This window comes from Erysipelothrix sp. strain 2 (EsS2-6-Brazil) (genome assembly GCF_016617625.1).
Classification (GTDB): domain Bacteria; phylum Bacillota_I; class Bacilli_A; order Erysipelotrichales; family Erysipelotrichaceae; genus Erysipelothrix; species Erysipelothrix piscisicarius.
This window is the reverse complement of the sequence record NZ_SBAR01000001.1, coordinates 47221-71514: the sequence shown is the minus strand read 5'-3', so window position 1 is coordinate 71514 and position 24294 is coordinate 47221. Positions and strand designations below refer to the sequence as shown.

Genomic DNA, 24294 nt, shown 5'->3' with positions numbered 1-24294 from the left:
TATTTCTAATTAAAGTATAGAGGAGAATAATATATGATTAAAAAGAAGGTTATGATTGCATCTGCATTAAGTTTACTTGTCTCAGGGATTACCCCTTTAATGGCTTTGGAAGCTTCAGAAAACACTGTCACGCCTATTTTAAAAGCAGGAACGGTAGAAGATTTATTACCGGATGCTGCGCTCCGTGAAATCATTGCGGCAAATGTTAATGTTGCGGTTGAAGACTTAACCCCTAATGACTTATTAAACGTTTCGATATTAGACATTAATCAAGCGTCTGTAGCGGATTTAACGGGAATTGATCAACTTGTTAATGTTCAAACCATTACCATTCAAAATACAAATGTTACATCCCTTGAACCCATTAAAAATTTACCGGTATTATCAAATATCGTTTTGCGTAATAATGCGAATGCGATTGAAATTGGTCCAAATCTTGGAACCAATCCCGTGTTGAAAACGCTTGAGATTAAAGGGGATCATGTTACGGATTTAGAAACTATTGTCGATGCGAAGGCAAGCTTAGAATCCTTATCAATTACGTTTGCGGAAGCTCATTATGCCGGTGCTGATTTTAGTTGGATTGGTCAATTGGATAATCTTGAAACCCTACTATTAACAAAAAATGGTTTAACGGATATCTCGTTTGTTTCAAGCCTAGCTCATTTAAGAACGTTTGGTGCAGCACAAAATAAAATTAGCGATATTTCATTTTTAAATCAAATGCCACAAACTGAAATGGATATGATTACGTTAAGTGTCAATGAAATCGAAGACATTAGTGCACTTGCTCATTTTGATGCCATCGGTTACTTATCAATTGGAAACAATCCGTTAAGTTCAATTGCTGCTTTAGAAGGCAAGAAGATTTCAACGATAAACCTTGATAATTCGGGATTAAACAATGATGATATTGGCGTCATCTTAAGCATTGCGATTGCGCCAGATGGTCCTAATGTTGGTTATGCCAATAGTATCAGCCTCGATCAAAATCATATTTCTGATATTTCATCTTTAAATGATATTTTAGCACTTCGTCCGGGTGTTATGATTTACGTTAATGAGCAGGGAATTTATGAAGATGCCGTCGAACTTCAAGGTGATTCATATGCTCAAAAAATTGAACTTATCGATTATGAAGGTCAACCACTCGTGTGGGTCGATCCCCTTGGAAGTCATGCAACGGGAACATTTGATGACACGACATCCACGATGAACTGGACTAATTTTACGGTAGACACGGGTGAAATGATTACTGAATGGTCTTATCACCGTGTTTATAACGGTGGTGAACTTGAGTTTAAAGGAAATGTAATCACACCCTTTTCAAAAGTAACGGTAAAAATTGATGTTGAAGACAGTACGCTCTATGTTGGTGATACGTGGAAATCGGAAGATAATTTCGTCAAAGCAAGTGACTCTCAGGGAAATGAGATTGCCTTTGAGGATATTACTGTTGAAGGGGTTGTTGATACGACTAAGCCAGGTACGTATTTAATTACCTATCGATATGGATCCACTTCCTCAATTGCGACGGTTGTGGTCAAAGAAGACTTAACGCGTATTAACGCAAAAGACTCGACGATTCATGTTGGTGATACGTGGGATGCTAAAGATAACTTCGTGTCCGCAACAGACAAAGACGGGAATGCTATCGCGTTCTCACTGGATACTATTGACGTCAAAGGTTCCGTCGACACACAACAAGTAGGCGAATACACGATTATGTATAGCCTAAAATCTAAGACACGTAGTGATGAAAAGAATACTTATGCAGAGATAACAGTTCACGTTATTGATGATAATGCACCGGTAATTCCTGAGAAACCTGAAACACCTGAAACACCTGAAACACCCGATCCACTTCCTAATACAGGAATTTCAAAATCATACTATGGTGAAGCGGTCATTGGCTTCGGTGCTTTGTTACTTGTTTTAGAAGTGATAAAAGCAAAGCGTAGCGAACACTAAAACGTATGTTTTTCTTAAACAGGCATGAAAATTATCATGTCTGTTTTTTTATGTTTTCAGTACATGACGATTTTTTTATTTTAGAGTATATCCTTCAAATTTATATAAAAGAGGTTGACGAATCGCTAAAAATCGAATATTCTAAATGCGAATGCTTTGCATTTAGAATAAAGGAGATAGGATACCGTGAAGAAAAAAATTGTTGTTTTACTGTGTGCATTTATGTTTTGGTTTCAAATACCTGTACATGCTGCATCCATTATCCTCGAGGATGAAGGGATTCGAAATGCCGTCCAACGGGCATTGAAATCAAAAGAAAATGCCTTTGATTTAGAGTCTTTAAAGGGAATAGAGGATTTAAATCGATTTCCAGTTCGCAATACCAAAAGTCTAGATGAATTTGAATACATTCCAAACTTAAAGAAACTGATGATTATGAATTCAGGAGTGCAGGACTATACCCCACTCAAGCACTTAAATGAATTAAAGAGTCTCTTGATTACTCAGTTCAAGAAAAATGATACACAATTTGATGCGGATGTTCTGAAAAATTTTCATCTTACTCAACTTGGATTTCAAAATATTAATGTCGTTAATCCAGAGCGTTTGCCCAACACAATCCGTGATTTATCGATGGTAAATACCGGAATGGAAGATGCGAACTTTCTGAGAGGTTACCAAGAACTTGAGCGTCTTATCGTTCGGGATGAACGGATTAATCCAAGGACGTTGAGTCTTAATCATCCCCAACTCCAATATTTGACGCTTGAATCGTTGGGGCTTGAATCATTGCCAGATGTAGCCCAACTAAACCAACTTGTCTTTGCGAATTTCAAAAATAATGAATTGAAAAATGTAGATTCATTGAAAACGTTACCGCAACTGAAAGAACTTGATCTTTCCAAAAATAGAATCTCTGATTTGAGTCATATCCCAAGTTCAGTTACAGACTTGAAAGCATTTGACCAAGTTGCGGAAGTTGACCTTTCAGAACATGAAGGTGTGTACTCATTTAAGAATCCATTTAAGTGGATTGATGGAGACGTAATTAAGCCTGATATTTTCTCGGATAAAATCACATATGATAATGAAAACCATCAATTTACACTTAAAGATCTTGATTTAGTTCATGAGATTCGTTTCTTAAAAAAAGATTTGAGTGATGGAGAAAAAATGATGACGGGTCGCTTGAAAATTGGTCGTATTGTGAAAACGAACCCGCTTATTCCGCTGCAGCCAATGCCCAAAGTAAATTTACCTCAAGAATTTATGACATCTTTAGGAAATCCGTATTTGTTTGAGTCACTTTTAAAGGATCATCCAGAGATTCAAACAATGACGTTGGATGTACCTGTCGACTATGATGTTGAAGGTACGATCAAGCGCAATCTTAATGTCGTTTTTAAATCGGGACATATGGTTTCTCATCCAGTAACAATTGTAATCTCGTCAAAGATTTCGCAAGAGGAGAAGAACACCCCAAAACATGATTTAGATACTCAAAATCGACCAGAACAACACGAGGATAAATCCCACTCAGTGATGCCACCTGAAACAAAATCTACGAATAAATCCAAAACGATAACAAATAGTAAGGTAGAACCAAATACCTTGCCGTTGACGGGCGTTAGCGAACGTGATACTGTTTCACACTACTTAATTGTCTTTGGTATGTTACTTCTCGTTTGTCGATTTGTACGCCATCGCACATGTGAATAACTCATTTAAAATAACAAATTATTGTAGTTGAAAGTGAGTCATACCAATGACTTTTGACGAATTGCTGCCGTTCAACTATGAATGGTAGAGTTCGTGTTGAGATCATAAATTAGGTAATATAAGATTTATTTGTGAATGTATATAATCATAAATGTAGAGGAGGGTATGTGATGTTTAAGAAAAAACATTATTTTATGGTATTTATACTCATGACTGGTTTGATTCTAAACATTTTGGGGACCGCTTCAGTTCGAAATGTATATGCGGATAATCGTTATATTACCAAAATGACAATTACAGATAGTAAAGGGAAGCCACTTTCAAACATTAATCAATGGACTGATGTCCAACTAAATTTTGAGTTTGAACTTCCTAACAATACAGTGAAAAAAGGGGATACCACCCTTATTCAATTACCAAAATCATTACGACTTCTAAAAGATCAAGAATTTAATATTGAAAATAAAAAGGGCGATGTTATTGCTGTCGCAAAAGTGGATGCTCAAACTAAAACAATATTAATGACCTATACCGATTATCCCGAACATCATTCAGATGTCAGTGGAGGTCTTTTTGTAAATGTTCGCATTGATACACAAACCATTACTGAAAAGCAATCGGTTCCTATATGGATTGATATTGACGGTCAATCTTACTTTGTTGGTGATTTGGAATACGAAAAAGTTGGTGATAATCCTTCTGAAAAATTTACTAAATATGCTTGGTTTAATAATGATAACGGAACTGAACTCCGTTATGTCTTAAGAATCAATGGCTCAGCCGCAACGTATAATGATGTTCATGTTGAAGATTCATTGAAATCACCGGGATTAAGATATGATGTTTCAAGCTTTAAAATTACACAAGGTATTTGGCGTGTAAATGATGCAGGCTCATTTGTCTTGGACGAAAGTCGCGATGTAACGGATAAATTTCAAATATTGATAAATGAAGATGCAACCCAATTTTCTGTAGATTTCGGTGATATAGATAAAGTCGGTTATCGAATTGATTACAAAGTACTTTCGAACCATGATGCCTTAAATGGTGAATCGTTTGAAAACTATGCCGTTATGAAAGCCAATAAGGAGATAATTAGGGAACGAGATACGGAGCTTACATTTCAAACATCGGGAGGATACGCAAATGGATATCATTACACGATTCGAATTCTTAAGAAAAATGAATCGGGTACACCCTTAGCCGGTGCGAAGTTTGATGTCATCCGTGATTCAGTTGGGCAGTCAGTAGGTACAATCACAACTGATGAAACTGGGATTGGAGTACTCACGGGTCTTTTAAAAGATCACTATACAATAAAAGAACTTGAAGCTCCAAAAGGGTATATGCGACTAGATAAAGAACTGCGCATCACAGAAAATGATTTTGATGGGACGAAAGAATATTATACTGAGATTATTAATAAGCGTTTTATCGATACAATTTCAATATCGGGTGAAAAAATATGGGACGATGATTATAATCGTGATGGAATTCGACCCGATCAAATTGCGGTTCGTTTACGTGCAAACGGTGCAGACACGACTTATAAACAATTTGTTTCAGCCGAAACAAATTGGAAGTATACATTTTTAAATATTCCAAAGTTGGATGATGCTGGCAATGAAATTGTGTATACAGTCCATGAGGACGCGGTGCCGGGTTATGATTCTGTTGTTGAGGGCTTGACCATTACGAACCGTCATAGTCCAGAACAGATTGAAATTAAAGGTAAGAAATACTGGCATTTTGACACAAAAAGCGAAGCGGTGTCACCAAATACTCAACCATTCAATCAAAGTGTGGTTCCAAGTGAAATAACGGTTAATCTCTATGCAAATGGAACTAAAATTGAATCGAAAACTGTGACCAAAGATCAAGGATGGGCATATCAATTCCCAAATCTCCCGAAATTTTTGGATGGAAAAGAAATTCTCTATTCAATTGACGAAGATGAAGTGGCAGGATTCGATTTAACCGTAGATGGCTTTGACCTTCATAATCGTTATCAATCGAATACTATATCACATCAGGTTTTAAAGGTATGGGATGATGACAATAATCGGGATGGTCTACGTCCGCTATCGATTCAGGTGCAATTATATGCGAACCAAGTTCCTTATGGTAATCCAGTTAACCTTGATGGAAGTATGCAATGGATGTTTACTTGGAGTGATTTGCCAAGATTTGATTCAAACGGAGTAATAGTTGATTATCATGTTCAAGAGGTGTCGGAAGTTCCAGGATATCAAAGCAGTTCAGTGCTTGAAAATGGAACAAAATCAATTCTTACTAATACTCATGTTCTCGAAACTATTTCAATCCAAGGCCAGAAACTGTGGAACGATCAAAATCGAGAAACCATGAGACCAAACTCTATTTCGATTCGACTTTATGCTGATGGGGTTCATGTCCAATCGAAAGATGTTTATGCAAATGATGGATGGAAGTATTCCTTTGATATGTTACCAAAATACAAAGAAGGAAAACGTATTCGTTATACAGTTGATGAACTACCAATTCAAAATTATCAATCAACAGTCGACGGATTTGATATCACCAATCATTATCAACACCAATCCAAAACGAAGACTTTGCCGCAAACTGGAATTTCAGATAATCATATCGGATCAATCTTTGTTTTCTTAGGCATGGCATTGATGGCAATTAAAAATCGTGAATAGATCTTAAAGTTTTAGATTGAAAAAGCTCGTAAGCCTTTGCTTCGGGCTTTTTTGTATAAACATGTTGTTCATAATTGCTTTCTTTTGGATTTACACACAGCCTTAACCTATTTAATAGATGAAAATGATAAAATAGAGATAAAATAGAAGGAGTATTGTATGAGTCAATTAAAAGATGCATCACTAGAATTACATCGAAAACTTCAAGGGAAAATTGAAGTCGATATTAAACAACCGGTAACATCACAAGAGGACCTGAGACTTTTGTATTCTCCAGGCGTTGCAGAGCCTTGTCTTCAAATAAAAGAAGATCTCAATAAGGTCTATGACTATACATGGAAGGGCAATACGGTCGCGGTGATCAGTAACGGTTCTGCTGTCTTAGGGTTAGGTGATATTGGTGCGGAAGCGGGCCTGCCGGTTATGGAAGGAAAGGCAATGCTCTTCAAAGCCTTTTCAGGTCTCAATGCGATTCCTTTAGTGATTGATGCGCAAACACCTGAAGACATCATTGCATTTTGTGAGATGGTTGCACCATCATTTGGTGCGATTAATTTAGAAGACATTAAGGCCCCTGAATGTGTCCTTATTGAAGAAACATTACAGCGTTCATTATCAATACCTGTATTTCATGATGATCAACACGGGACCGCAATTGTTGTTCTAGCAGGACTAATCAATGCCTGTCGTCTTGTGGGAAAAGCGTTACCTGACACCAAGATTGTGATCTCAGGAACGGGTGCTGCAGGGAGTGCAATTATCAAGATGCTTTATGCATACGGTGCACGAAATCTTTATGCGACAAACAGCCAAGGCATCATCTCAACAACACAGGCATATGAAGATGATGCGGTTGTAGCGGATTTATGTCAGTATCTAAGCGATGACTTGGAAGCACAAACATTACAAGATTTACTTGTGGATGCAGATATTTTTATTGGTGTTTCCATTGCGAATTTATTGACGGAACAAGATATTGCGTCAATGCATAAAGATGCTATTGTTTTTGCACTTGCAAATCCAAATCCAGAAGTTCCTTACGACAAAGCAATTAAAGGCGGCGCACGTGTTGTTGGGACGGGACGCTCCGATTATCCCAATCAAATTAATAATGTCCTCGCCTTTCCAGGAATTTTTAAAGGTGCTCTCTCCGTTTATGCAACGGAAATTAATGCATCCATGAAACTTGCCGCTGCACAAGCTATCGCAAGTTTAATTACCGAAGAAGAACTGAGTGAAACATATATTATTCCAAGTGTACTTGATCCACGTGTTGTGGATGCAGTATCAAACGCAGTAGCTCAAAAATCCATTGAAACGGGTGTTGCAAAGGAGGACTAAATGTCAACATTTGAAGATAAGTTTGGACGTATTGAGATTTCAAACGATGCACTTTGGGGTGTTAATACCCAACGGAGCATTGAAAATTTTCCAATTGGTCAGGAAACCATGCCTAAATCCTTGATTGAATCATTGATTGTTTTAAAAAAAGTTTCGGCCCAAGTTCACCATGCTCATCATAAAATAGCGGAACACACGGTTCGTGCAATAACTGAAGCATGCGATTTTATCTTAGAAAATGATTTAGACGATGCATTTCCGCTTTCAATTTGGCAAACCGGAAGTGGTACCCAAACAAATATGAATGTGAATGAAGTGATTGCACACATTGCAAACACGCACTTTAAAGGGGAAGGCGTTCACCCCAATGACCATGTTAATTATGCTCAAAGTTCTAATGATATGTTTCCAACTGCCATGCATTTAAGTACGGTTTTGTTGATTAAAACTCGGCTCATTCCAAGTATGGAACACATGATTGAAACATTTGATCAATTAATCGCAGAATATGGATCTATAATGAAAACCGGTCGAACACATCTTCAAGATGCAACACCGATTACGTTTGGTCAAGAGCTTGGGGCATGGCGGCATATGTATCATGAAGGCCTTGAACAATTACATATGTGCTTAGAGTCTTTGCGATCTCTTGCAATTGGTGCCACAGCGGTCGGTACGGGTTTAAATGCTTACGAAGGGTTTGACCAAGCGGTATGTGATGCTTTGAATCAAATATATCACGAATCGTTTAGACCGACTCCCAATAAATTCCATGCCATCAGTTCTAAAGACAGTTTTGTTTTCTTACAAGGCGCCCTAGCCGCTATTGCTTCAAACAGTATGAAGATGGCAAATGATATCCGTTTTTTAGCCAGTGGACCGCGTTGTGGTTTGGGAGAAATCGTGTTGCCTGAAAATGAAGCGGGGAGCTCGATCATGCCTGGAAAGGTGAATCCAACACAGTGTGAAGCCTTAATGATGGTGTGTGCACAAGTTATGGGAAATCAAACTGCCATTACCATTGGTGCGGCATTGGGGAATTTCCAATTAAATACCTTTATGCCATTAATTATCCATAACACCAGTCAGTCAATTTGCTTACTTTCGGATGCTTTGAATTCTTTTAACCTTCGATGTTTAAAAGGGCTTGATGTTGATACACACCAAATGTCCGATAATCTGCATCAATCTTTAATGACTGCCACATTTTTAAATCGTAAGTTTGGTTACGATCAGACCGCGAAAATTGTGAATCAAGCTCATCAAGAGGGTAAAAGCATAAAAACGGTCGTAGTAGAACTTGGGGCAATGCGTCCCGATGAATTTGATGCATTTTTTGATTATCAAAAAATGATTAAACCTGACGAAGCCCAGTAATATTTAAATGAACTTAAAGACAAAATGGAGAACGGTATGAAAAACCAAAATGTTCGTATTGAATATGATTCTTTAGGGAGCGTTAAGGTTCCTAAGGATGCTTTGTATGGTGCACAAACAGTCCGTGCACTTCAAAATTTTCAGATAACAGGAAGACGTGTCAATGATATGATGTACCTAGCATTGGCTCAGGTTAAAAAGGCGTGTGCCCTTGCCAATAAATCAGTGGGTGAGTTGGATGGACCTCGCTGTGATGCAATTGTTTTTGCATGTGATGAGATTATAAGTGGTAAGTATAAAGATGCATTTATCACAGATGCGATTCAAGGAGGTGCGGGGACGTCCATGAATATGAATGTAAATGAAATTATCGCTAATCGGGCAGCCCAAATATTAAACCGGCCGATTGGTGTTTATGACTACATCCATCCCAATGATCATGTGAATCGGGCACAGTCTACAAACGACATCATTCCAACAGCTGGAAAACTAACGGTTTTAAATCTTGGGATGTTGTTGGTTGAAGAGATGACCTTTCTCGCAGATACATTTCATGCGAAAGCCCTGGAATTTAGTAAGATCATCAAAGTCGGACGGACCCATCTTCAAGATGCCGTTTTGATTTCAATGGGGCAAGTCTTTCATAGTTATGAGTCTGTAATACGCCGTGATATCCAACGGTTAAAACAGTCTCTGAGTGAAATGCAAGTTATTAATTTAGGGGCAACCGCAGTAGGGACGGGCATTAATTCAGTTGAAGGGTATCGCGAACAAGCTGTTTCGCACTTAAGTCGAATTACAGGAAAATCTTTTGTAAGTGCAGAAGACCTCGTCGATGCAACCAAGCACGTCGATGGCTTTGCGAATGTTCATAGTTCATTAAAGACCTTTGCGGTAGGCTTATCGCGAATTTGTAATGACATCCGGATGATGTTATCAGGACCCAAGGTAGGGTTTAATGAAATATTTCTTCCTGAAAAACAACCGGGAAGTTCAATCATGCCGGGTAAAGTTAATCCAGTGATACCTGAAGTTGTGAATCAAGTTTGTTTTCAAGTGATTGGTAATGATGCGACGGTTACTCTTGCCGCCGAAGCCGGGCAAATGGAGTTGAATGTGTTTGAACCCGTTTTATTCGATAACTTGTTTGAATCCTTGGAGATTTTACGCCATGCATGCGCAACGTTACGCATTCATGCAATTCAGGATATTAAAGTTAATGAACATCGCATTCAAGATTACGTGGAACACTCACTTGCGATGGCAACAGCATTGGTGAAATATTTGGGTTATGAGAAAGTTTCTGAAATTACCAGACAAGCCCTTAAAGAAAATAAATCACTTAAGACTTTAGTCCTTGAACAAGGCTTGATGAGTGAGGCTGAGGTGGATGAGGCTTTAAAACCCGAATCCATGATTCATCCACGGTAAGCCTGAAATAAACGTTTTAATTGAAAAAACACAGTAAAAATTCTGTGTTTTTTCGTAAAATAAGGGGGGATTTGATGCGTAAACTTGGTTACATTTTTACGATTTTAACGGCATTGCTTTTGTTTAATATTACGTTTACACAATTTGATCGAGGCTATAAAGCAAGTCAAAATTTGCTTTTTAAACAAGAACAGCTTAATGGGTCAATGAAGACAGTAACTATGAGTTTGAGTATGGAACGGTATCAAGGAAGCCAATCATCGTTTCTTGGCGAACTGATTGCGTTTTTTCAAAAATATAATTATGATGGTGTGATTAATATTCAAGATCGTTATACCAATAATTTCTATGTATATACGGATCAAAGTCAAGTTTTGAACCACTTAAAACTGAGTGACCGTATCGATGATTTCAATTTTAAATCTCAAGAAGAACAGCGCTTTATTTCAAACAATCCGCTTCAAAAAGATGCGACTGCGTACGTATTACCGTTTAATCGTAATGAAAACGCGCCAAAAAGTGATTCCTACAATCCAGAAATCAACTACTATCCGCTTCACTTTTTGGAAAATAGAGACAATCAGTCGGAGCATCTCATTGTTGGTCTTCAAGTATTTGTGCAACCGGAAAAGATGGGAACGTTTAAAGATGCATTTTATAACGATTTTCTGCAACCACTGATTCCCTGTGCGGATGTAAGTGATCACGCCTACTGTGGTATGGTGATTTCAGATGATTCTAGAGAAGTTGAAGTACTTGATCAACTCATGCAGCTGAACGCTTTCACCAATCCGTTTGAATTTCCCAATTCACTCTTAATTTTAACGATTGGGACGTTATTTACCATTCTTGTCATGATTAATTTGGAAGAAAATCGTGAAATCACCATTCGACACCTCCATGGCAACCGACCGATTCTTATCTTTAAGAAAATCTTTCTAAGACCCGTTTTAGGATATCTCGCTGTTTTCATAAGCACATTCATCGTGATGAGTGTGATAAACATTGGTTTCATTCACACGATCTCACTACGATATCTTCGTAATTTAGGCATACTTACAGCAATCTATTTTGGGTTTGTCATGGTTACAATAATCCTGTTTTTCTTATTTCAAACTTTTACTGTAAAAAGCATGTTTCTAAAGAGACGTACAAAATCTAGGATTATCCAGATTGTTATTCCATGGTTTAAAATCGTTGCGGTAGTAATCTTAGCGATTCCCTTGGTAGGAATCTATGATTCCTATCAAAACATTCGACAATATAAACATGTTGTTTCGAAGACCCCAGCATTGCAATCAGGATTAATGATCAGTTCAATTAACTATGGTTATGACACGACATCGAGTGAATCGGATGCGTTTAATATGAAGGTCTTTGAACTGGTAGAACATTATGGTTTATCGTATATCAATAGTGATTCAATGATAGATCGTCATGGAGACCTGGGATACATTATTACAAATCGGAATGCACTTAACGGTGAGTCAATTCTCACAAGAGAGGGTCATGTTCTTGATTTAAGGAGACTTGAAAGGAACACGATGCTGGTACCTGAAGGCAGTGAGGATATGCCAATACCACATTTTGAAGTGGATACCATCCCAGTCCGTCAAACACCAAACGTCGCCTCAACAACGTACCAAAATACCCGCAATAGCATTCGTAGGAACGTCCCCATCTTAATAGTAGTGACGCCAGACGCACAATTTGTGGAGTGGATTAGTACGAATTCAGTCTTTGCTTCACAATCGAAGGAAGCTTCTTTTAATCACGTTGTTCAAGAGATTTCAAAGTGGAGCGATATGCCTGAAATCACAAGATTAGAAGACGTCTTTGAAACAACGATGACACTGTATAAAGAAAATCAATTTAAATTTTATGTGATGTTCGGTGCAACCTTATCGCTCATGGTCTTGTTTTCAAGCTTGATTTTTGAGATGTTTATCGACCAAAAAGGTATGGAAGTTTCAGTACAGTATCTCCAGGGGAAACATCACATGGAACGCTATGGCGGCGTGATTGTGTGGAATATGATGTCTGTTGTGGTTGGCTATGTGATTGTGATTATGTATTCAACGAGGATGGCTTCAGAAGGGAGTCCAAAGATTTCGATTCAAAGTCTAACATTTCTATCATTTCTTGTACTCTTAACGGATTTTATCTGGATGATTTACCAAATTCGAAAATTTGAAAATGAACATGTGTTGTATTTCTTGAAAGGAGATTTAGGATGATTCAACTTGAAAACATTACCAAAACATTTGGAAATCGTGTAATTCTTAAAGATTATTCGCTTACGATTCCTCAAAACAGTTTTACGATTATTGCCGGTCCTTCGGGATCTGGAAAAAGTACGCTTTTAAATATCATGGGGCTTTTGGATGTTCCGGATAGCGGGGATGTCACAATTTTAACCCAGCGAAATCTTAAACCCTTTTCACGGAGGGCAACCACCATGTTACGCAATCATATTGGCTATTTATTTCAAAACTTCGCATTGGTTCCAGAAAAGACCGTAGCCTATAATTTAAAAATTGCGATGGAAGGGTTAAAGACTTCTCAAGATAAGATGGTTGATGCCTTGAATCAGGTAGGACTGCCCAATATTTTAGATCAACATGTTTATCAATGTTCGGGGGGAGAACAACAACGAATTGCGATTGCCCGATTACTCCTTAAACCTTGTGATCTGATTCTTGCTGATGAACCTACGGGTAGTTTAGACGCAGCGAATAAATATCTTATTTTTGATCTTCTAAAAGATTTACAGGCGCGTGGGAAAACGGTTGTTGTTGTAACGCATGATCAAGATTTAATCGCGCTCGCAGATCATGTTATTTATTTAGAAACTTAAAATAGACGTCATTAAGTGTCGTCTATTTTCGTTATAATTTTAGACAGGAGGTGGTTTACATGAATCTGGTCTTTGATTATGAGAAAGAGCCGTCACGCGATATATTATGCATTGATTGTAAAAGTTTTTACGCATCGTGTGAGGCCGTTGCCCGGGGTTTAAATCCATTAAAAACGAAATTAGTGGTGATGAGTTATCCCAGTGAGAGCGTTCGTGAACGTGGCAGTGGACTGATACTTGCTTCAAGTCCGATGGCTAAGAAAGCATTTGGAATCAGCAATGTAAGTCGTGCACGTGATTTACCGTTTCCATATCCTGAAGACCTCGTGATTGCACCCCCCAGAATGAATCTTTACATGGCCATTCACCGACAGATTAATGAAATTTTCCGATGTTATGTTGATGATCAAAATGTTTCAACATATTCGGTCGATGAGACATTTTTAGATGTTACGGATTCACTAACATACTTTAATTGTAAGAGTGCCTACGAACTGGCGAAGATGATTCAAACGCATGTTTACAATGATACGGGAATTTATACGACGGTTGGTATTGGTGATAATCCATTGCTTGCGAAATTTGCACTTGATAATGAAGCGAAGCACACCCGCGATATGAAAGCGGAATGGCGCTATGAAGATGTCGCAACAAAACTTTGGAAGATTGAAAGCATTACCGATTTTTGGGGGATTGGAAATCGTACTGCTTTGCGTCTTAAACGTATGGGGATTGAGACCATTGAGCAACTCGCACACGCCAACTACAATCATCTAAAAAAAGAGATGGGCGTAATTGGTTTGCAACTTTATGCCCATGCATGGGGTATCGACCGTACGTTTTTAGGTGAAGTGTATACGCCAAAATCAAAATCAATTGGAAACTCCCAGGTTTTAAATCGCGATTATACTAACAAACAGGAAATTATCGTGGTCATTCGTGAAATGGCCGACCAAGTCGCAACACGGCTTCGTAAGGAAAATAAATACACCAAATGCGTTGGGTTATGGATTGGCTATTCACTGAGCTATATTGACGATACTGGAAAAACGGGATTTAGTAAGCAAGTGAAAATTGAGGCAACCAATAACAGTGCACGGATTGCGGAAGCGTTACTCAAAATTTTTGATCAGTATTACGATGTTCAAGTTGTACGAAATCTCGGTATTAATTGCACTCAACTGGAAAGTCCAACCCAAGATCAACTTAATCTTTTTGAGCCGATTGAAATTGTGGATCGCGATCGCAAATTGGATCAAGTGGTTGATGATGTACGCACGAAGTTTGGCTTTACAAAACTTGTTTACGCGAGCAGTTTGACACAAGGTGGGCGTGCCATTGCTCGAAGTTCCTTAGTAGGAGGGCATGCAGGGGGCATGGAAGGGATTGAAAGTCGAGGTTGTGATGATGACACGGAGAAGAACAAAAAAAACATTTACAAATTATAACGACTATCATGATCGTCCTTTTGGTTTGAAATGGGGAACTGCCTTTGCTTTATCAGAACTTACAAAAACAATTAATGAAGGACAAACTCATGCGACAAAGGAAGTCATTGAACTTCCACAAATGACTCGAGAAGAAATGGACTCAGTGCTCCAACATGCTTTTACCAAGTCCTGTCGCATCAGCATTCAAGTCAACATACGGGATGGAAACAATCGTCTCATCGATACGATTACGGGTTCCTTTACGGGTTACTCAGATTACATGTATCTTTATGTTGGAAACAACATTGTCAGTTGGGATGTTATTCGACATATTACGATTCTAAGTGATCCCGTGAAGGATTAAAAAAACATCTGAAGATTTACCATATACCACCACGTCGAGTAACTACGGTGTAGATATAGCCATAAGAGTAGAAACAAATGTTTTATGGAAAAAATCAAAAATGACATTTTGACGTATAAACCTTAGAAAAAACATAAAGTAAAAAAGACACACGATTCTTGTGTGTCTTTTGCTTATATAAATTCAATGGTTAAGATTTTCGTTTTAAGAACCAAGCACCAGCGACCAATACTAGACTTCCCACAACTTTGGCTGAAACATTGCTTTGCACGCCTGTTTGAGGTAGTGTTTCTGCTGTTGTTTGAACTGTTGTTTGAGTTGTGGTTGAAGGTGTGGGCTTCTTATCTGTTATCGTGTCAATGATTTTGGTGTCATCATCTTTAGGTGATGGCATGCTGGGTTCACTGTTACGGAATTTTAAGGAACTCATAGCATTCTCTAAAGCTGTAACCCACGCATCGACATCATGTTGTTGTGTGATGTTACGATGTTCTTCAATGGAAGCTAATGCATCTGTAATCACTTCAAAGTTTTCGTAGTCATCTGCGTTTAATTGTGCGACACGATCTTTTAATGCATTAAGTCTCGAGTAATCAGCCTTTTTTAATTGAAGATTTTTGATAGCTGCTTCAAGGTGTTTGTTTGTTTCATCTACTTTAGTTTGTTCGGGAATGCGGTAGGAGCGAACAATAGAATCCACAAGTTTTTGAAGTTTCGCAACAGATTCATCAGTATAAAGATCAAGATCTTGAGGAATTGCACCGAGTGTATGATCAAGCTCTGAATAGTCTGCAGGTTTCACCATGTGATCTGCGTGTCGTGTCGCAAAAGCATCCATGAGTTCCATAATATGATTCATACCATGATCTTGTGAAGGATCATCAGCCCAAATGGCTTGCATGCTTCCAATTGATGGAATCGTACTGCCGCCAGCTAATACATTGAAATCGTTCGCTTGTGTTCGTTTAAGCGCGTCATTGAGGTTATAACCATCTTTATCGATGCGACCTAAAACCCAGTACCAACCATCATTTGTATTAAGAATTGGGTGTCCTTTTGATGCAAAGTATTGCGGTTTTGCGACATTAAATCCCCACCATCCTGAGGTCCAATAAGAAATAATGATGTCTTGATCAAAGGTTCCATATTGGTCGTTGCTGTTGTAGTAGATTCCGTCATTAAAACTCATGGGTTTCATCCCGGCATCTTTGATAATCTTAGCTAAAGTATTAGCATACTCTATAAAGTCATCATAGAGGCCTTTTTTCTGAAGTTCACCCCATCCTGGCGATGTGAAGACGTCGTTTGCATATTCATCAGCACCAAAGTTGAAGATGGATGATGCACCTGAATCGCCGAAGAAATCGACATACTTTTTAGTTAAGGCCTGAACAAAGGCAATCGCTTCTTTGTTCTCAATATTTACAGTTCGCTTCGAAGTCTTACCGTTGTTTTGGTAACGAACGTCTGTTAATCCAAGTTCTTCCATAGCTACAAGAATAGCATCCATATGTCCTGGGCTATTGATAACAGGAATTATATCGATTCCAATTGATTTAGCGTGTTTTAAAATGCGCGTCATTTCCACTTCAGTTAAAACATCACCGTGAGGATCATCATAATAGCTTTTGTTTCCGGCTGTGATTGCGTTCTTAACTGCATCGCTTTCAAATATTTTCCCCTGTACATTCATGGACATATCATCCAAAACAAAGCGTAGACCATCATTTCCAAGAAGTATCTGTACTCCAGTATAACCATTTTGATGCGCGTGATTGATGATGTCCATTAATTGATCTTCAGAAAAGTATTTTCGACCGGCATCAATCGAAAGAATGCTTAAAGGGACGTTGGCGGGTTCGTCCGCATAGACCTTATTTCCAAAACCAGCGAGTGCTAATCCAAAACTTAATGCTAAGATTACGAATTGCTTCTTCAAGTATTTCATTGTTTCCTCCTTATAGTTTCGGTTCACGTTACCTTAACCTCCTTCCAAAGAAAAAGACAGGACAATTACAAAAACGACGTTTTGTAATCACCCTGCCTAATTAAATAGTAACATGTGAACATTCATTTACATTACCAAAATACATGAGAACAACTGTGTTGTCAAGAGGTTATCGATAAAAATGATACCGGTATCATTAATTTCACAATGGATTGCGTTAAAGGTCTTTTTTTTTAGGTTATTAGGCGCCTAAATCTTAAGAAATCTTAATAGAGACCTTAAATAGCCGCTAAACGAAAAAAAATCTTTACATGACGTTCGAAATATTTTATTTTTATTTCAGAAACATATCAAAATGCAACAGATTGTTTCAAAAAAGAACAGAGGGGATAAACGTTATGACATACAGAACAAAACACAAAACACGTTTTTTAAAATGTGTCTTATGTGCTTGTATTGGTTTTACGGTTTTGATGCATAAAACAACACTGATTAATGCGCAAGAACTAACACAAGCCGAACAGGACTTAAAATATTATTCAGAGTTGACACCTGACCGAGCATTGATAATGTTTAAAGCATATTTATACTCATTTGAAGGCATGACTGAAGAACGGGTCAATCATTATATTAATCAGGTAAAAAAACTACCGGTAGATCAACAAGCAGCAAAAATTGTGGCGCTCAAGAAACCGTTTGAAGAACGTAAAATTCGAGAAACGCGACTTAAGGCAATTGAAGCACTAACCGAAGAGATTCGCGGACAATTCTTTTATATTCCATCTGGGGTGAAAGAAAATTATATCGAGCTTATACAAAGTGCCCCCCTTGAGGCACTGGCTACGTATCGCGAAGAACTTCTTGCCTTGGATAAAAAGAATTCCTTGATGGCAGATATTTATTTAAAACTTCGAGACGATCTTTTTAAGATGAAGTTTCTAACTCAAAGTGAAAAGAATCATTATGATAATGAGATGGAGTCTGCGTACAATGATAAAAATGAATATATGATGCAAAGTGTCTTTAAGCGAGCACAAGAGGCAAACGAAAAAGCACGTTTAAAAGCACCCGAAACACTTCTTGAAAACGCTAAAGTAAAAGCAAGAAGTCAAATAAATCGTTTGTACACCATGGAAGCATCAATCGATCATGAATTTAAGGCATTACCGGATATAGCATTTTACCAAGGATATAAACCTTTTTGGAAACAATATCAAGCGATGCGGATTCCAAAAGCAGCGATGTTAGCGGAATTGGAAAATAAAAATCGCGTGGAAGATGTTGAAGCGTATGTTTCTCAAAAGGTAATGCACCACATGGATTTTGTCTCATTGGAGTATTCCGCACGAAAAGCGTTAAGTTTAGCTCAACGCTATCCAAATCTGTCATCCGTTCAAGCTTATCTTGCGGAAGATATATTTAAAACATGGCCTCAAGGCGATTTATCAGGATTATCGTTTGTAGCAGATAAACGACTTCAACGGATTGAAGATGCCATCCAAGAATATAAGAAACAGCCAATCAAGCCGATTGCGCCAGAAAAACCAAAAGAGGTTATCCATAAGAATCGCTGGGAAAAAACAGCGGGAAAATCAGCATACTTTGATGAACATGGGAATCGTGTTAAAAATACATGGAAAAAAATCGGTCAAAACAACTACTACTTTAGTAAAGATGGACTGCCTTTAACTGGGTTTTTTAATGTAAATCAAAAACGTTATTATGCAACGGCTGAAAAAGGAACGACATCAGGGTGGCATAAAGTTCATAAAAAGTGGTACTTAACAGAACACGATGGTTCCGTAGCCACGGGATGGAAAAAGGTTAAGAATCAGTGGTATTATCTTGAGAACTCAGGTGAAATGGCTTCGGGTTGGAAAAAAGTTTCGAACAAGTGGTATTATCTTGAGGAATCTGGTGCGATGGCAACTGGTTGGAAAAAAATAAACAACAAATGGTATTACCTCGAAAATTCGGGCGCGATGGCAACCGGATGGAAGAAGGTAAACAACAAATGGTACTACCTTGAAAACGCTGGAGCGATGGCAACTGGATGGAAGAAGGTAAACAACAAATGGTATTACCTCGAAAATTCGGGTGCGATGGCAATCGGATGGAAGAAAATAAATCAAAAATGGTACTATCTCAATGATTCAGGAGCCATGATAACCGGACGACACAATATCCAAGGGAAATGGTATCGATTTAACCAAAATGGTGCGATGCTCTAAATAATAAGGAAACACTTCGTTTAGAAGTGTTTTTTTTATACTTTCGTAGCGGTAGATGAAAAGGAGATGAAAAGAGGTGTAAGCGCTTCTTAAACAATGGCGGTATGCTATACTTTGTATAAGTATTTCATGTATTTTATCGGACATCTTTGTGAAGATCCGCTTTCAACGAATTCTATAAAAATTTGTGTCTAAAACCGATCATGGGGTAGGAGGATGTCATGAATAAAATTAAAAATGGAAAACGTCGTTTGATGTTATTCACACTTGTTGGAATGATGGTATTATCCAGCATAGGTGTGAACGCAGTGACAGAAGGTATTAAGGAAGATGATCAACTTATAAATGAAATTCAAGAAGAGGTCGTCGTTCCAACTGAAACACAAAGCGATGAAGATTCAGATGATGAACTTTTGGACGATGATGTGATTGAAACGGAACACATCGACGATGGAGTTTCTCATGAAAATGATGAGGATGCGCATTCACCGGAAGTTAAACCGGAACGCGAAACAAAGTCTAAAGAAGATGCAGTCCAAAAAGATACGCCTTCGGATTCGATTACGCGCATGAATCCAGGCGATGTGAGTATTTTTGATACTTTTTCAAATGCATTCAATACAAAATTTGATGTCTATTTAAATGCGGGTGAAAGCCTTGCAATCGAATGGACCTTTATTCGTAAGTCAGGGATTAATAATAAACATAACTTGGACTATACCCTTGAGGGACCGGGCGTTTCAAAATCGTTGAAATTTGTAGCGATTAATAATACACCGGCAAATGCAGGGTCAAATCAAACGATGTTTGATGTTGGTGATGCTCGTGAAGTGACTGAGGATGCCTTAGCTGGAAATCCTGAGGTCAATAAATTTGATGCAACCAATGAAAATCACTGGCTGAAAGCTCCCGCTTCGGGGATTTATCGTTTTACTATACCGAAGACAAAAAACATAACAGCACGCTATCGTTTCCATATTCTAAAAGCAGATGGAACGCGTGCTTTAGGGCGAACATGGTCTGAACAGATTGAATTGACTCAAAATGCAAATATTTTTGAAGATTTTGTGTTTTATCATATGATGATTGACGGCTATATTTACAAACAATCGCTGTATGGATTTAACGGTCAAGATTCTCTCATTACAAGTGATGCTGCAGGTTTGGTTGAGGAGTCCGATAGTGCTTGTGCTCCAATCTATGAAAGTGCCTTAAAAAAAGGTGGTATTGCTTTTAAGGATGAGGCATTTGGGATTCCCAATTATATCTTAGCAGCCGATGATTCGGATTGTTCAAGTCGAGTAACAAATTATAAACTCTTTGCAAGTGTTCCGGATGACGATATGCCCGAAACCGCAACCTATGCAGATGGTGAATCGACATGGCTAACTCAAGAAATCAAGCTTCCTGAATTTGTAAGTATGACCTACAGTCGTACATCTCATGATACACAAGCTGTTGATGTGCGTGTTGATATTAATAACTATGAAGGACTTGTGGAAGTAAAGGTAGATACCAACAATAATGGATCCTACGATGATGATGTCGATGTGACTTTAAGTACGATTTACCGAAGTGGTCAACCTGTTACACTGAGTTGGGATGGTTTGAATGGACTGGGTGTTCCTGTTCCAATTACTCAAACGGTCCATATTTTCTCAGATATAGATCGAAGTGGTGAGATCCATTTTGTAGGGTATGATATTGAAGACTTGCGTTCGGGTATTACAATTGAACGTATTAATGGTTTAATGCGTCCGATAACGAATGCAGATGTAGTTTATTGGGATCATCGTCCTGTAAAAGATCGTATCGTTAGTGGTTGTGGTCCATTTGAAGGTCAAATGGACGCGACTGCAGGGACAGAGTCTAATGGTAGTTTTAAATGGCGCTATGGTAATGACTGTATTTATCGTAGTGTTGATGGTCAACTTGAAGGAAATGGACCTTTCTTTGGCGCAAACAGTGGACAAGGAAAATCCTTTGGGGATATCGCATACATTCATGAGTGGACGTACGAAAAATTACTTTCACCGGTAGAAATTGATCGTGAAATTCCAGGTCTCAATCCATACTTTCAAATCACTAAAGAGGTCGTTGATGATACCGGTGATTTAATTTTGACACCGGGAGAAGTGTTTACCTATACCATTAAAGCTCATAATGAAGGCAGTGTTATGAGTGATATGAAAATAAAGGATCTTCTAACTGAAGTTCAAAACTACGTAACAGTTGGTGATGGTACCATTGAGGTTAAGCGAAACAATGTGGCGGTTCCAGGTCATACGATTGCATCGTTAATGGGAGGCGGTCTAGAATTTACAGGCATGCTGCCTCTAAATAGTTCGGGCGCAATCCAAGATGAGGTTGAGATTACCTTAACCTTTACCGCAAATGCGAACATCAATTCCATTCCAGCACCCCATCATCTTGACAATACCGCTCATGTTTATTGGGATGTTGATGAGTTAAATGAACAAGGGCAAATCGTTACCACGGAATATGAAAATGACGACAGTGCATTTATTCTCACGGGTGAGTCGGGATTTGAAATTGTGAAGCGAGTAAAAGACTTAGGATTACCGATTGATCGTGGTCATGAAGTGAATGGGATTGTAAGTCCTGGTGAAGCAATTGAGTATGAAATTGAAGTTGAGAATACGAAACAAACTGTGCTTGATTCTGTCGTTATTTATGATGAACTCAAAGAAATTCTAAATAGTATTAAAGAAAAAGAGAGCTTAGGAAGTGTAACAGTTGAAGCTGCTTTTGATCGAGCCGATGGGAATACAGCGACATCAAGTCTCATTACGACAGAACCATTAACCCTTGAAACATTAACAGATAAAAATAAAGGCGTTGAGGTTAAACTCAGTGCGGGGGATCGGGTTACCCTTCGCTTTAAAGTAACAACGATCGATGAATTGGAAGGCGAACTGCTCAGAAACAAAGCCTTCGCAAAACATGAGGAAGAACTTAAAGATTCATCCACATCCATTCCAATTGGATCCAGTGTCTTAATCATCCATAAAAAAGTTACAGATGATGATCTAAGCGGTGCTGTAAGTCAAGGTGAAGCCTTTACTTATGAGATTGTAGTAAAAAATGACGGAAATGCACCCGCTTATAATGTTGAAATCATGGACGATTTTGATGGGGTAGCACCCTTCATTGCGGAACGTCCGGAAGATGTGGTTGTCACGATGATCCACGATGGCGTAACATCGTCCCATTCTTTAGCGGAACTGATGAGCGGGATTTATCTTGTGCGCCTTGATCCCGGTAAAACCGCGGAACTCAATTTTACGGTATCTTTAAAAGCGACCTTAGATCTTTCAACGATCACCCATCATAATGAAGCGGGAAATCCTGTACTTTATAATGTTGCCTATGCAGATTTTGATCCATCTCCTGAAGTGGAAATTCCAGTTGAATTACCAAAACTTAAAATAGAAAAAAGTGTACTGGATGCAGATGAAAACGGTTGGGTGACTCAAAATGAAACCTTCACGTATACGATTGAAGTTACCAATATAGGACTCGGTTATGCCCATGGTGTAACCATTCAAGATCCTTTTACAGATGTACTGGATTCGATTAAAGAAAAAACTGCGCTTTCTAATGTTGCGGTAAGTTATGTATTTAATCATTTAGAAGGAAAACCCATTGTTTCAACGCTTGATGACGGAACAGACTTAACGCTCCAAAATCTCGTAGATGGATTTAAAGCCCATCTTGGCTCACAAGAATCCATAACACTAACCTTTAGTGTAACAGCATTGGATGATCTCAGCGCATTAGCTTCAGGATCACTTGTGAATAAAGTGACTGCTAAAAATATCTATGAAACAGTTGATGCGACGGCCATTATCTTTGCGGGGAATACAGGATTAAGCATTTATAAAAAAGCAGAAATTGAAGATGACAAACATCTTGCTGAACCTGGCGATACGGTAACGTATACAATAGGAATTTTAAATAAAGGTCCGATGGCTGCTAAGAATGTTTATGTTATTGATCCGATGACTGCGCTTCTTGATGTCATTGAAGAAAAACCTGAAGCGGTAAGTGTCGTATCGACACAAGGCAATACCTATACACTTGCGGATTTAATTCAAGGAATTGTTCTTGCGAATCTTGATGATCAAGAACTTGTGGAATTGGTGTTTACCGTGACATTAAAACCAACACTAGATGTCAGCACCATACCTAATGTGAATGAATCCTGGTTCCCGATGATTCCGAATATTGCGACTGTAAATGATGTTCCTACTACTGAAATTGAGGTTCCTGTAGATCTTCCAAAACTTGATCTTGAAAAGCTCGTTACGGAAACTAACGGGGATGATTTTGTGGAAGAGAATGAGGGCTTGACGTATACAATTCACGTTCGAAATCAGTCGAATGTCATGTCATATAAAACAATTATTCGTGATAATTTAAAAGATATCATAAATATCATTCAAGAAAAGGATCATCTAGATCAAGTTGTCTTGAATTATTCGTTTAAAAATCTAAATGATGAACCGGTCACCTCAGCGCTTGTAGGGGATACCTCCCTATGCGTTTCGGACTTAGTCGAGGGTATAATTGTAAATCTTGGTGGTTTTGATGAATTAACGTTATCCTTTGAGGTTACTGCAATGTCCAATCTCGAAGGTGTCGAGGAATTTGTGAATACTGCAACGGTTTCAAATCCGTTTGAGGAAATTGAAACGTCCGTGAAAGTTCCCGTTAAAACACCTGATGAACCAACCATTCCTATTACACCGATAAATCCGCCAGAACCGGGTAAACCACATAAACCATTACTCCCTAGTACTGGAGTATCTGCGTTACCATTACGGGGAATCAGTTTGGGACTCATGGTTGCAGGAACGGTATTAGTGGTTCTAAAACGCAAACGAAAATAAATCAATTGAAATATTTTAAGACCTAAGC

General features: G+C 38.3%; 13 protein-coding genes. 12 read left to right on the top strand and 1 reads right to left on the bottom strand.

Annotated features, from left to right (window positions below):
- Positions 1–33 precede the first annotated feature (33 nt).
- From EPJ89_RS08725 to EPJ89_RS00215, 10 genes are all read left to right on the top strand, one after another.
- Positions 34–1971: a bacterial Ig-like domain-containing protein gene (locus EPJ89_RS08725; RefSeq protein ID WP_200548712.1), complete on the top strand. Its 1938-nt coding sequence runs from the start codon at positions 34–36 to the stop codon at positions 1969–1971.
- Between the two features lie 186 nt (positions 1972–2157).
- Positions 2158–3690 carry a leucine-rich repeat domain-containing protein gene (locus EPJ89_RS00255; protein ID WP_200548710.1) on the top strand — a complete coding sequence of 511 codons (1533 nt, stop codon included), beginning with the start codon at positions 2158–2160 and terminating at the stop codon, positions 3688–3690.
- 170 nt (positions 3691–3860) lie between these two features.
- On the top strand, positions 3861–6374 hold the full coding sequence (locus EPJ89_RS00250) for a Cna B-type domain-containing protein (RefSeq protein WP_200542374.1): 2514 nt from the start codon (positions 3861–3863) through the stop codon (positions 6372–6374).
- 159 nt (positions 6375–6533) lie between these two features.
- Positions 6534–7715 carry an NAD(P)-dependent malic enzyme gene (locus tag EPJ89_RS00245; RefSeq protein ID WP_200548708.1) on the top strand — a complete coding sequence of 394 codons (1182 nt, stop codon included), beginning with the start codon at positions 6534–6536 and terminating at the stop codon, positions 7713–7715.
- Positions 7716–9092, top strand: a complete 1377-nt coding sequence (locus EPJ89_RS00240; RefSeq protein ID WP_200548706.1) for a class II fumarate hydratase — start codon at positions 7716–7718, stop codon at positions 9090–9092.
- Positions 9093–9128: 36 nt separating this feature from the next.
- A complete protein-coding gene (locus tag EPJ89_RS00235) occupies positions 9129–10523 on the top strand; it encodes an aspartate ammonia-lyase (protein WP_244660771.1) in 1395 nt (464 codons plus the stop codon).
- Positions 10524–10597: 74 nt separating this feature from the next.
- A complete protein-coding gene (locus EPJ89_RS00230; protein WP_200548702.1) occupies positions 10598–12760 on the top strand; it encodes a hypothetical protein in 2163 nt (720 codons plus the stop codon).
- Positions 12757–13380 (top strand): ATP-binding cassette domain-containing protein, encoded by a 624-nt coding sequence (locus EPJ89_RS00225; protein ID WP_200548700.1) that lies wholly within the window; start codon positions 12757–12759, stop codon positions 13378–13380. Before EPJ89_RS00230 ends, EPJ89_RS00225 begins: the two co-directional genes overlap by 4 nt.
- Positions 13381–13439: 59 nt before the next feature.
- Positions 13440–14828, top strand: coding sequence for a Y-family DNA polymerase (locus EPJ89_RS00220; protein ID WP_200548698.1), 1389 nt, complete (start codon positions 13440–13442; stop codon positions 14826–14828).
- Entirely contained in the window at positions 14785–15174 is a 390-nt protein-coding gene (locus EPJ89_RS00215; protein WP_237558260.1) for a hypothetical protein, read from the top strand. The genes EPJ89_RS00220 and EPJ89_RS00215 overlap by 44 nt, the downstream gene beginning before the upstream one ends.
- Before the next feature lie 190 nt (positions 15175–15364).
- Here the strand turns inward: EPJ89_RS00215 and EPJ89_RS00210 are convergent, their stop codons facing one another.
- The gene (locus EPJ89_RS00210; RefSeq protein ID WP_200548695.1) at positions 15365–17122 is read right to left on the bottom strand and encodes a family 20 glycosylhydrolase; all 1758 of its coding nucleotides are present in this window, start codon (positions 17120–17122) and stop codon (positions 15365–15367) included.
- 398 nt (positions 17123–17520) lie between these two features.
- Here EPJ89_RS00210 and EPJ89_RS08815 point away from each other — a divergent pair, with 398 nt between their 5' ends.
- The gene (locus tag EPJ89_RS08815) at positions 17521–19353 is read left to right on the top strand and encodes an N-acetylmuramoyl-L-alanine amidase family protein (protein WP_200548693.1); all 1833 of its coding nucleotides are present in this window, start codon (positions 17521–17523) and stop codon (positions 19351–19353) included.
- A 221-nt stretch (positions 19354–19574) separates the two neighbouring features.
- Positions 19575–24266 carry a DUF11 domain-containing protein gene (locus EPJ89_RS00200; protein WP_200548691.1) on the top strand — a complete coding sequence of 1564 codons (4692 nt, stop codon included), beginning with the start codon at positions 19575–19577 and terminating at the stop codon, positions 24264–24266.
- Positions 24267–24294: the final 28 nt, after the last annotated feature.